12 protein-coding genes are annotated in these 11,738 nt (G+C 50.9%); 5 read left to right on the top strand and 7 right to left on the bottom strand.

The window, feature by feature from the left end:
* Window positions 1–110: 110 nt before the first annotated feature.
* From H144_RS0120925 to folP, 4 genes are all read right to left on the bottom strand, one after another.
* Window positions 111–1,385 (bottom strand): lactonase family protein, encoded by a 1,275-nt coding sequence (locus H144_RS0120925; RefSeq protein ID WP_019944066.1) that lies wholly within the window; start codon window positions 1,383–1,385, stop codon window positions 111–113.
* Window positions 1,386–1,554: 169 nt separating this feature from the next.
* Complete coding sequence (gene rpsT / locus H144_RS0120930) at window positions 1,555–1,818, bottom strand: 30S ribosomal protein S20 (protein WP_019944067.1); 264 nt, start codon at window positions 1,816–1,818, stop codon at window positions 1,555–1,557.
* A gap of 102 nt (window positions 1,819–1,920) precedes the next feature.
* Window positions 1,921–2,724 (bottom strand): diadenylate cyclase CdaA, encoded by an 804-nt coding sequence (cdaA, locus tag H144_RS0120935; protein WP_019944068.1) that lies wholly within the window; start codon window positions 2,722–2,724, stop codon window positions 1,921–1,923.
* 38 nt (window positions 2,725–2,762) lie between these two features.
* Window positions 2,763–3,614 carry a dihydropteroate synthase gene (gene folP / locus H144_RS0120940; RefSeq protein ID WP_019944069.1) on the bottom strand — a complete coding sequence of 284 codons (852 nt, stop codon included), beginning with the start codon at window positions 3,612–3,614 and terminating at the stop codon, window positions 2,763–2,765.
* 27 nt (window positions 3,615–3,641) lie between these two features.
* On the opposite strand from folP, the gene H144_RS0120945 reads away from it, so the two are divergent.
* From H144_RS0120945 to H144_RS0120955, 3 genes are read left to right on the top strand one after another with little or no spacing between them, the layout of a single operon-like run.
* Entirely contained in the window at window positions 3,642–4,244 is a 603-nt protein-coding gene (locus tag H144_RS0120945) for a DUF1599 domain-containing protein (protein WP_019944070.1), read from the top strand.
* A 39-nt stretch (window positions 4,245–4,283) separates the two neighbouring features.
* Entirely contained in the window at window positions 4,284–5,375 is a 1,092-nt protein-coding gene (locus H144_RS0120950) for a BT_3928 family protein (protein WP_019944071.1), read from the top strand.
* Between the two features lie 21 nt (window positions 5,376–5,396).
* Window positions 5,397–5,900 (top strand): shikimate kinase, encoded by a 504-nt coding sequence (locus H144_RS0120955; RefSeq protein ID WP_019944072.1) that lies wholly within the window; start codon window positions 5,397–5,399, stop codon window positions 5,898–5,900.
* 53 nt (window positions 5,901–5,953) lie between these two features.
* Here the strand turns inward: H144_RS0120955 and H144_RS0120960 are convergent, their stop codons facing one another.
* Window positions 5,954–7,516, bottom strand: coding sequence for an OmpP1/FadL family transporter (locus H144_RS0120960; RefSeq protein WP_019944073.1), 1,563 nt, complete (start codon window positions 7,514–7,516; stop codon window positions 5,954–5,956).
* A gap of 103 nt (window positions 7,517–7,619) precedes the next feature.
* Window positions 7,620–8,885, bottom strand: coding sequence for a hypothetical protein (locus tag H144_RS0120965; protein WP_019944074.1), 1,266 nt, complete (start codon window positions 8,883–8,885; stop codon window positions 7,620–7,622).
* 189 nt (window positions 8,886–9,074) lie between these two features.
* On the opposite strand from H144_RS0120965, the gene proS reads away from it, so the two are divergent.
* Together proS and H144_RS0120975 are read left to right on the top strand one after the other, a co-directional pair.
* The gene (proS, locus tag H144_RS0120970; protein WP_019944075.1) at window positions 9,075–10,550 is read left to right on the top strand and encodes a proline--tRNA ligase; all 1,476 of its coding nucleotides are present in this window, start codon (window positions 9,075–9,077) and stop codon (window positions 10,548–10,550) included.
* Between the two features lie 66 nt (window positions 10,551–10,616).
* Window positions 10,617–11,045: an FKBP-type peptidyl-prolyl cis-trans isomerase gene (locus H144_RS0120975; protein WP_019944076.1), complete on the top strand. Its 429-nt coding sequence runs from the start codon at window positions 10,617–10,619 to the stop codon at window positions 11,043–11,045.
* 59 nt (window positions 11,046–11,104) lie between these two features.
* Here the strand turns inward: H144_RS0120975 and H144_RS0120980 are convergent, their stop codons facing one another.
* A complete protein-coding gene (locus H144_RS0120980) occupies window positions 11,105–11,734 on the bottom strand; it encodes an AlbA family DNA-binding domain-containing protein (protein WP_019944077.1) in 630 nt (209 codons plus the stop codon).
* Window positions 11,735–11,738: the final 4 nt, after the last annotated feature.

Below are 11,738 nucleotides of genomic sequence, written 5' to 3' on the forward strand. Positions count from 1 at the left end.
GCAAAATTACAAAAATCGGTCTGATTTAGCATCCTTAGGTTAACTAAATGCAAACAAAACAGGCCGGTAACATACCGGCCTGCGTATTGAAATTACTTGTTTGGAGTCAATCAGGGGATCACCCGCAACGTGTGCGCGCCCTTGGCCACGCTTACCTTCGCACCTTGCTTTTTCAATGCCGGCGTATCGCCTTTGGTTACCGACCAGAACTCCACACCGCCGTTGCCGCTGCCGTATTCGAGGTATTCGAACACCGAAACCGCCAGGTTGGAGCCATCTTTATCGAATGCCACGCTCTGCGGGTAAATGCCTTCAAATGGATAATCGGCTACTTTGGTTAATGCACCGGTAGCCGCTACTTTATATAAGGTAAGCGATGCGCCTGTTCCCGCACCGGCTTCCGCCCACGGCGAACCGCTTTTGGCACCGTTGGCAGTGACGAGCAAAGTCCCGTCGGGGCTGAGTGCAAACGAGCCGGTATTCAGCCCGACAGGCGCCTGACCGGCCACTTTATGCTCGATCGAACCGTCCATTGAAAAATCTACGACCAGAATCTCCCCATCTCCCGCGCCTTTGCCTTGCGGGCCTTTGCTGTCGAGGACGAGGTAGTGCTTGCCGTCCGGAGTGAATTTCCCGAAGGAAGGATCAACGCCTACTTTCACAGGCTTACCAACCATTTCCACGTTTTTCAGCTTTCCTGCCTCGCGGATCACTTTGTACAGACCTACTTCATTGGAATTATCCAATGTAAATGCGATGAAATCGCCCGATGGGTGCCACGAAATGTCGACAATCCGGCTGGTCGTGTCCAATGCGGCAGGCAGGTTCAGGAAGCGGGCTGGCTTACCGTCCGGGCCGGCTTCGATGAACACCAGTTCTTTGCCGGTATCGCTCGTGGACAGGATCAGTTCGTTCTTGTTGACGTCGATCGACGTCGGCTTTTTACCTACCGGAAAGCCAAATTTAGCCTTCGGCGCTGCGAGGTTGCTGATATCGACTACGAACAGCTTCTCACCTGCCGGAAATTCCTTGGAAAGGTCCTTATATTCACCTACACCGTCTTCCGGCCTGATGCGGTTTTCCAAAACAAATGCAAGTGTACCGGTGGGCGATACGGCCAGCGTTTTGGAATAACCGAGCGCCGAATTGGAAACCAGCGCGCTTCCGAGGCCTTTGGTGCCTCTTTCTACGGGAAATTTGATCGTTGTAAGCTGATCTTTGGATGTGTTGTCTCTTAAAAGCTTTCCATCAACCAATGCGGAAGCCGACAAGTCGGCATCGGAAACTACTACCAGGCCACGGGCATTAAAGCTGATGGGCGATTGAGCCATCGCGGGGATACTTCCCAACGCGGCCAAACCAGCAAAGAATGCAACTTTTTTCATAGAAAAGAATTTAAGTTTTAGGTGGTTTGAACAATTTGCTTTTACACCAAAAGGAACCTTGCAGGGCTAAAAATGCGGTGCAAGGTTCCTTTCAGAACGCGCAATATACAACAAAAAGAAAAACCCCGGCAAGCCTTTGCCGGGGTTTCAAGGTCACACGTAGAAAAAATTACGCCGCAACAGCAAGTCCGTTAACGAATTTCGCCAGTTTGGACTTCTGGTTAGAAGCTTTTTTCTTGTGAATGATATTTTTCTTTGCCAAACGATCCAACATTGAAGATACGGTTTTGTAAACTTCAACAGCTACTGCCTTATCAGTCGTTTCACGCAATTTCTTGATGTATGAACGTGTAGTTTTGTGCTGGTAACGATTACGCAAACGCTTAGTTTCGTTAGCGCGGATTCTTTTTAAAGCTGATTTATGATTTGCCATTGGTAATGAATATTTTTCTATTTCTCATTTCGGTCTGCAAAAATAGAAATTGCTTCCCAAAACGCCAAATTTACTTTCAAAATATATTTGCTGTAAGCAAACTTATTTAGGCATTCGCTGTACATCCGAGGCGAGGTACTCCTCGATCCGCGATTCCAGCTCGTTGTAAGGGATGTTGCTGTGCAGCTCCCCTTCCACGGCCAGGGAGATTTTGCCCGTCTGCTCCGAAATCACAATCACGATCGCATCCGTGGCCTCGCTCATACCCATCGCCGCGCGGTGGCGGAAGCCCAACGAGGACGGCACATCCACGCCGTCGGCCACCGGTAGTACACAGCGCGCCGCTTTCAACACCCCGTCTACGATGATCACCGCGCCGTCGTGCAGCTCGCTGTATTGATTGAACAGGGATACCAGCAATGGCTTCGAAACGCGGGCGTCGAGCATTTCGCCGGTTTCGACATATTTACCTAAATCATCCCGCTTGTTAAGCACGATCAGTGCGCCGGTAAAATTCGCGGCGATCGTCTTGCTCGCATCGATCACCTCTTTCAGGTTTTTTACCTTGAAATCCTGCATCGAGTTGCCGATGATCTTTTTGATAAGACCATTATTGGTGTAAATCGTCGATTTACCGATGATGAGCAGAAACCGTCGGATTTCCTGCTGGAAAATCACGATCAATGCCACGGCTCCTACGCCCATAAAGTATTGCAGAATGGCGGTCAGCAACCCCAGACCGAGCCCTTTGACCACCAGATAAAAGACGTAAACAAACAAATAACCGAGAAAAACCCTGCTTGCAATACTTCCCCGAACAAGGGTATATACCTGGTAAAGAAGAATGGACACTAAAAAAACATCCAGGATATCAGCCCAATTGATGTTCAGAAAACCCACACGCATACGAAAAGGTGATATTTATGAGCGACTAAATTACTATTTTAATTTGGATAGTCACCGGCGGCCATCCAGAGTTTTACCGCTTCCACGGCCGGTTTCACGTCATGTACCCGAAGGATCGACGCGCCCCGTTCGAGGGCCAGCGTATTCAGCACCGTGGTACCATTTAACGCCTCCTCGGGCGAAATATTCAAGGTTTTATAGATCGTCGTTTTCCTTGAAATGCCGACCAGCACCGGGTAACCCAGCAAGTGAAACTGGCGCAGTTCGCGCATCAGCTCGAAATTCTGCGCGATGGTTTTGGCAAAACCGAAACCCGGATCAATGATCAGGTCTGCCACGCCCTTGCCTTGCAGGATTATTGCCTTTTCCCGCAGATCGCGCAGGATATCGGGTACCAGGCGGTCGTAGTGCGTGAGCTGGTTCATCGTTTGCGGCGTCCCGCGCATGTGCATTAATATGTACGGCACACGCAGGCGCGCGACGGTATCGAACATCGCCTCATCGAGCGTTCCGCCGGCAACATCGTTAATAATATGTGCGCCTTTGCGAATGCCCCGTTCCGCTACTTCGGCCCGAAAGGTATCAACAGAAATAATGAGGTCAGGGAAAAATTTAGCTAATGGCTCCACGGCCGACTCGATGCGGTCGCCCTCTTCCCCGGCGCTCACCTCGCGTGCGCCGGGGCGTGTGGAGTACCCGCCGATATCGATCATCCCCGCACCTTCGGCCAGCATTTGGCCCGCCTTTTCGACGATGGCCTCCACTGAAACGACCCGGCTCCCCGAGTAGAACGAGTCGGGTGTGATATTGAGAATGCCCATCACCACGGGGGTCGACAGATCGAGCAGCGTGCCCCGGATATTGAGCGTTTTTTTACTAACTTGCAACATAAATTCTTTTCAAAAACAGGCAATGGAATGAATATCAAAGCATTCTCTTCCTACCGTCTGAAAGTCTCTAACTCATTTGAAACAGTGAAATCCACAGAATCGGAATATCAGGAAATCATTCAGTATTGCCAAGATCTTTTCACAAAAAAAAACAAGGACTACGGTACTTCCTGGCGCATCCTGCGACTCCCGTCGATCACCGATCAGATCTTCATCAAAGCGCAACGCATCCGTACGATCCAGGACAAGGGCGTACAGAAAGTGAATGAGGATGTGTCTTCCGAGTTCATCGGCATTATCAATTACTGCGTGATGGCACTTATCCAGATCGAGGCGGCCGGGCAAAACCAATCCATCGACGATTCAGCGTTAACAATTCTTTACAATTCCCAGGTGAACGAAGTGAAGGAATTGTTGTTTAATAAAAACCATGACTATGGGGAAGCGTGGCGCGACATGCGTGTGAGCTCCATGACCGACATCATTCTCATGAAACTGCTAAGGATTAAACAAATTGAAGACAATCAGGGACTTACGCTTGTTTCCGAGGGCGTTAAAGCAGGTTACCAGGATATTATCAATTATTCGGTATTCTGCCTGATCAAATCGAATGCCTTACAGACTAACTAAAAGATACGTCAAACCGCTGCGTCAATCCCCCAGTTTGCAATGAAAATCTTTGCCCAGATCTCACGAGTTGTAGTAGGATTACTTTTCATTTTCTCCGGAATCATCAAGCTGAACGACCCGATCGGGACGCAGTACAAGCTGGAAGAATATTTCGAGGTTTTCGCGGCCGACCTTCCTGCATGGCATGACTTCTTCATGGCACTCGTGCCGCTGGCGCTCTATTTTTCGGTATTCCTCTGTACGGCGGAAGTAGTGCTGGGCATTGCATTGCTGGTGGCCTACAAGCCCCGGACGATTTCCTGGCTTTTGCTGGCGATTATCGTCTTCTTCACCTTCCTGACATTTTATTCAGCCTATTTCAATAAGGTAACCGACTGCGGCTGCTTCGGCGCGGCGATCAAGCTTACGCCGTGGACGTCGTTCGGCAAGGATATTTTCCTGTTGATCCTGATCCTGGTGATTGTTTATTACCGGAAGAAGTTCAAATCCTACCCGACCGGCATCATCGTGGTGATCTCTACATTGGCTTCGCTGGGCGTCGCCGTGTATTCCCTGCGTCACCTGCCGATCGTGGATTTGCTGCCCTACAGGGTGGGCGCGAGCATTCCTGCGCAGATGAAACCTTCGGAGCCGCTGCGCTATCAATATATATTTGAAAAAGACGGCAAAACGCTCGAATATGAGCAATACCCGAGTGATACTACGTTGAAATTCAAGGAAATGGTCGTGCTGAATGAGGATGCCAAACCGAAAATTACGGACTATAAAGTCTGGAACGATGCCGGCGATTTTACCGAAGGCACATTCCAGGGCAAGAAGCTGTTTCTCATCATCAAAAGCCTCACGGACATTAACACAGCCGCATTGCCCGATATTAACAAACTGATCAATGCCGTGAAAGGCAAAGGCGTGGAACCCGTTATCCTTACCTCCGGCAACAGCGCGGACATCGAGAATTTCCTGTCCGAGCATCAGCTCACGGCTCCTTACTATTATGTGGATGCCACGGTTTTGAAAACCATTTCACGATCAAATCCTGGCCTTTGGTTGCTCAAAGACGGCGTGGTGAAAGGCAAATGGCATTATAACGACACGCCCGCAGCCGAAGAGGTGGTGGAGCTCGTGAAGTAATGTGACCGATTTTAAGATTTCATGAAGAATATAATCCTCGTCGGAATGATGTCGTCCGGCAAAACCACGCTCGGTAAAAAGCTCGCGCGGGCATTGAATTACCAGTTTGTAGACCTCGACAAGCTGATCGAGAAAGACCAGGGAATGGAAATTTCCGCCATTTTCGCGCAGCGTGGCGAGCCCTATTTCCGGGAAGTAGAAAGCCGGATATTAAAAGAAACCGCATCGCAAAAAGGCATTGTGCTGGCATCCGGCGGCGGTACGCCCTGCTTTTTCGACAATATGCAGGTTATCCGTGAAATGGGCGTCAGTATTTTCCTCGACGTTCCTGCCGAAGACCTGGCCCGCCGCATTGAAAACCACGGCAAAGACGACCGCCCCATTCTGTCCGGCGCGACATCGCTCGTGGAAACGCTTCGAAACCGTATTACCGACCGGTTGCCGTTTTACACACAGGCCGATTTTACATTAAAAGGAGAAATAGACGTCGGACATTTACTCGAAGTCATTACCCCCTTGCTCTAAATGCAAAAACCTGCTCAGCGCAGGTTTTTGCATTATAACCCAGTTCTGATACATTAAAAGAACACCCCACCGGTTACCATCACGTTCACGGGCTTGTTTTTAATCGCTACCGAAGCATAGTCGTTCACATTGTTCAGGTAGTAGGGCGTATAGGCCGACTTGTAGGTCGTAAATGTCCCCGTCAAATCCACAAAAAACCGGTCCGTACGTACGCCTACACCGGCGGATGCGAGGATTTTGCTGCGGTCGATCCCGTCCGTCTGACTGAGGTACGGATCGGAAATGTAGGCGCCGCCCAGGCGCGCCCGGAAGATATTCGCGCGGAACTCGCCTCCCAGGCGGAAATTGACCGCGTTTCGGAACGAGTCCTGGATATCCGCCTTGGTATTATCCTTGAAATCCTGGTTACCGGCACTGCTGAGGTAGCTCGTACGTACGCGCATCCCGCTGTAACCTACATATTCGATCGTAGCGGTGAGGAAACCTTTGTTCTGGAACAAGACCGTAGCCCCTACATTACCCCGCAGCGGACCGATAAGGCTGTATTCGAAATCATTGGGCGCAATGGGGACCGTTGTGTACGGCGGTGTTATCAGGTTACCATCCGGGCCGGTCACTTTGCCATCGATATACCCGGCGGATACGCGCTGGCTGAATGTCTCCTTAATGGCGCTGAAAGTGGGGCTGATCACCGTTCCGCCCACCTGGAACATCGGGTTGAACTTGTAAATGGCCCCTAACGAGAAATTGAAGCCGCTTCCCCGGACGGTGAAGTCCTCGAACTGATCGATATAGGTAAGTTCGGGGCTATCGATATAATCGTCGCTGAATGTTGATGAATATTCGTACCGGATGCGGCTAAAACCGACATTACCGCCCAGGTAGAACTTATCATTCAGGTTACCGGCATAGGCGAATGTCCATTGTGAAACAGCACCTTTGGAAGTGAAACTACCCGTTTGGTCCACCACGCTATTCGCGTCTACGGCGCGGTACGGCGGGCCTGCGGACGTCGTTGGGTTAATGAGGTACATCTGGTAATAAGCGGCAGGAAGGCTGTAAGCGACAGCTCCGCCGGCAGCGCCGCTGTCGAAATCCTTTTCGAGATCGCTTACCGACGTTTTGGCGTTATTCACGCCTTCGATCACGTTATCGATATAAGCGCTGTTATTGTTCCTTCCGCCGTAATTATAGCCGTTTTGAAAAGATTGCTGGCGTGAGAACGACACCCCGAATGCGGAGCGCTTCCATTTGCGCTGGAAACCCGGCTGGCTGGCGAATACGACGGATGCCTGCGGGATGTTGAATAGCGATTTGTTGTCGCTCATGCTTTTGGTGGTCGTGCCCAGGTAATCGGCTTTCGTGTTCGCGAGCGACACCGCGGGGCTCAAAGAAAACTCCGAGCGGGTATAAAAACCCAACCCGGCCGGGTTACCGAATATGGAACTTGGATCGCCACCGATGGAGGCGTGGTTGCCGCCCAACGCCTGGAAACGCGCGGAGCCTGTCTGGTTGATTTCCGAGTAGCGAAGCGCGTCGGTTGCATACTGGGCAAATGCGGCCGATGAAGTGAGCAGCGAAATGAGGAACGCTAATCCTGAGAGTGGTTTCGACATGGCGGTTAGGACTTGTTTCAGTACAATGTAAACGAAAACCCTGCAAAATTATGACGTTTTGCAGGGTTCGGCGTGACTATCTCTTTTTCAGGACAATCGTAAATTATCTTGGACCTCTTGAAGAACGGCTTGAACCGCCGCCGCCACCTCCGCCACCGGAAGGTGCGCTGTAACTTCTCGAAGGAGCGCTGTACGACGGCTGGCTGTAAGTCCGCGTCGGTGCGCTATATGATTCGCTTCTTGGGCTCGAATAGCTTCTGGTGCTCGGTGTGCTGTAATCAGACTGGCTTCTGGTTGGCGCGCTGTAAGTAGGTGCGCTGTAAGAAGAAGACGATCCTCTCGACGACCGGGGCGACGAATAATAGGTATTGTTGCCGGTATTCGCATTGTCAGAAGAATAGTTGCTCGAATTCGCTGAACGCGGACGTGAATAGTAGGTATTGCTACCGCCATCCCCTACACCCCGTGAGCTGTAAGCGTCGGCATTGCCGCGTCCGTTCGAAACGGCTTCTCCACGGCCTGCGCCTCTGGCCGACCTGGGTGAAGAATAGGTATCACCCGAAATCACCCGGTTGCCGTCCCGCCCTACCCGCTCGCCTGAAGACGAACGGTTACGCGAAGAATTGACGAAATTGGAATTGTAGCGCTCGTTGCTGCTACGGCTTCCGCCTGCATCCACCACGCGTGGGCCGTAGGTTCTTGCAATACCCCTTTCAGGATTGTTGATCACGATAACCGGACGACTGTAAGCCCAGGGCGAATATCCGTAACCTCCGTAGAAGCTGTCGTAGTAGCCGCCACCCCAGCCGTACATGCTGTTGTAGCCCCATGGATTGTATCCCCACGAATTGTAGCCGAACGGATCATACCCCCAGCTCAGCATGCTGCCGTAGCTCCAGGGCGAATAGCCGAACATCGAACCATAGCCGAAACCGACATAGGGACGCATTCTCATACCGCCGTAACCGAAGTTCAGCGCAAGGCCTGCATAGCTGCCCGGCCAGAAAGAACCGAGGCCGCCATAATAAGGATTGTTGAGACTGGCAGAGTTATAGCCGTCCACGAACCCGGCATTGTAGCCGACATCCGTCGAAACCTGGCGTTTGACAGCGCGTGACGAAAGGTAATTTTCATCGTAGTAATCGGCTGTACCTTCTTCCGAATACTTGCCGGTGTAGGCGTAATCTGGATTATCCAGGCGGGTTACTTCCTGATCTCCACCGCGATCGGCCAATACGAGGCCTCCGCCGGAGCTGCCCCCGTAGAGATCGTCATTGCTTCCGCCGGAACGTGATGCATATTGATTCGAAGTACATCCCCAAGCTCCCAACAGCACCAGCAAAGACAAATATTTTGCTTTATTGAACATACTCATGGCTTTTAAGGATTAAAAGTTTGTTGCTAATATAGGTAAAAAAGGCATTCCCTCTGTGAAGTAAACGACCGTAACTATACATTAATTCCAAAGTTAACATAAAAAACTATCTTTGCAACTCCCTTGAAAAACAGGTCAGGATTAACGTAATACTCCATTTCAATTCCAAAATAATACAAAGTAATGAGTAAAGCCTTGCCAACCCGAAGTGAAAACTACTCCGAATGGTACAATGAATTAGTGAAACGCGCCGACCTGGCCGAAAACTCGCCGGTAAGAGGCTGTATGGTGATTAAACCGTACGGATACTCTATCTGGGAAAAAATGCAGCGCGCGCTGGATGATATGTTCAAGGAAACCGGCCACACCAATGCCTACTTCCCGCTTTTCATCCCGAAATCGTACCTGAGCAAGGAGGCCTCACATGTGGAAGGTTTTGCCAAGGAATGCGCCGTAGTGACGCATTACCGCCTCAAAAACGACCCGAACGGCAAAGGCGTGATCGTCGACCCGGAAGCAAAGCTCGAAGAAGAACTGATCGTGCGCCCGACATCGGAAACGGTGATCTGGAGTACTTATAAAAACTGGATCCAGTCGTACCGCGACCTGCCGTTGCTCATTAACCAATGGGCCAACGTCGTGCGCTGGGAAATGCGTACGCGCCTGTTCCTGCGTACGGCCGAATTCCTCTGGCAAGAAGGTCACACCGCGCACGCCACCGCTCAGGAAGCCATTGCCGAAACGAAGCAAATGCTCGAAGTATACGCGCAGTTTGCCGAAGAATGGATGGCCGTACCGGTGATCAAAGGTGTAAAAACGCCTAACGAACGGTTTGCCGGTGCCGAAGATACTTACTGCATCGAAGCGATGATGCAGGATGGCAAGGCATTGCAGGCAGGTACTTCCCACTTCCTGGGCCAGAACTTCGCGACTGCATTCGATGTGAAATTCCAGGATAAGGAAGGAAAGCTGGATTACGTTTGGGGAACTTCCTGGGGCGTAAGCACCCGTCTGATGGGCGCGCTCATTATGGCCCATTCCGACGACGCAGGCCTCGTATTGCCTCCGAAACTGGCGCCTATCCAGGTCGTGATCGTGCCGATTTACCGCAACGACGAGCAGCTGGCTCAGATTTCCGAAAAAGTGGGCGAAATCATGAAAGCGCTCAAACAACTGGGTATCAGCGTAAAATACGACAGCAGTGACACTGCGAAACCGGGCTTCAAATTTGCCGAATATGAACTGAAAGGTGTTCCCGTCAGGCTCGCGATGGGTGGCCGCGACCTCGAAAACGGCACCGTGGAAGTAGCCCGCCGCGATACCAAAACGAAGGAAACGGTTTCAATCGAAGGCATTGCGCAATATGTACGGAACCTGCTCGACGACATTCAGGAATCCATTTACAAAAAGGCGCTGACATTCCGCGAGGAGAATACCTATAAAGTCGATTCGTTCGAAGAATTCAACAATATCCTCGATACCAAAGGCGGGTTCATCCTCGCCCATTGGGATGGCACGTCCGAAACCGAAGAGAAGATCAAGGAAGAAACCAAAGCGACGATCCGCTGCATTCCTTTGAACCAGGAAGCGGAAGAAGGCGTCTGCATTTACTCGGGCAAACCTTCGAAAGGCCGCGTTGTTTTTGCGCGGGCATACTAATTTTCATTTCCACGCATCCGCGGATAGCTTCCGCGGATGCTTTTTTAAACATCTAAATATAGAACTATGAGTCAGGCAAAAGCTGGTGACAAAGTGCTGGTACATTATAAAGGTACCCTACCGGACGGACAACTTTTTGATTCTTCCGAAGGACGTGAGCCTTTGAGCTTTACGCTGGGCAGCGGGCAGGTAATCAAAGGATTCGACGATGGTGTGACCGGCATGGCGATCGGTGACAGGAAGACCATTAATATCCCTAATGCAGAAGCATACGGCCCGGTAAATGATGAAATGATTATCCAGTTTGACCGTGCGCAAATCCCTGCCGACATTCCTTTGGAAGTAGGCGGCACCTTGAATATGCATCAGGACGGCGGCCAGGTGATCCCGGTCGTGGTGAGAGAAGTGACCGACGCTTACGTGGTATTGGACGCTAACCACCCGCTGGCAGGTCAGGACCTGATTTTCGAATTGGAACTGGTAGGTATCAGCTAATCGGGATATTTGAAATTAATGAAAGGGCCGGCGACTGGTAAAACAGTTGCCGGCCCTTTTTATTCTGTCCATTTCAGGCTGAAACTTTCGGGTTTGCCTTTGGATATTTTAAGCAAAATCTGCCGCTCGGCAAGGTCTTGCAGCATTCGTTCGGCCCGTTTTTCAGATACATTGATGATCCTGGAAAATACCTTGGCCGTCACCGAATCAGTTTCTTTTAAATAGGTGATCAGGGTCTTTACGTGGCGGGTCGCGAGCAGTTTTTCGGTTTCAGCATCGGTACCGTTGTAAAGCAGCAGCCTCGGAATGGGCATACTTTTGTCCTTCACACGAATGTAGATAATCCGATCGCCCTTCTCGTTCAATGCGTGGTGCGGCTTATTATCGCTTTCGCCGACCGTCACCCACAATACCAGCTTGCTATCCAGGTTCTCCGATTTGATCTGCACTGTCAATTCCGGCTCAATCAGCTTCACGAGCGCTTTTTCCAGCTTCTGCAATTCCCGCAGCTCCGACTGCACGCCCAGCACAGCCCCGTGGTCCGCCACGCCGATCAGCAGGTTCCCCCCCGACGTGTTGGCAAACGACACGATCGTTTTGGCAATTTTGAAAGGGCTGTCCACCGTTCTTTTGAACTCGGTAGTAAGCCCCTCCCCTTCCTTAATTAATTGAATGATACTTCTATTCATGCAT

The sequence above is a fragment of the Dyadobacter beijingensis DSM 21582 genome, assembly GCF_000382205.1.
In the GTDB taxonomy this organism is placed as follows: domain Bacteria; phylum Bacteroidota; class Bacteroidia; order Cytophagales; family Spirosomataceae; genus Dyadobacter; species Dyadobacter beijingensis.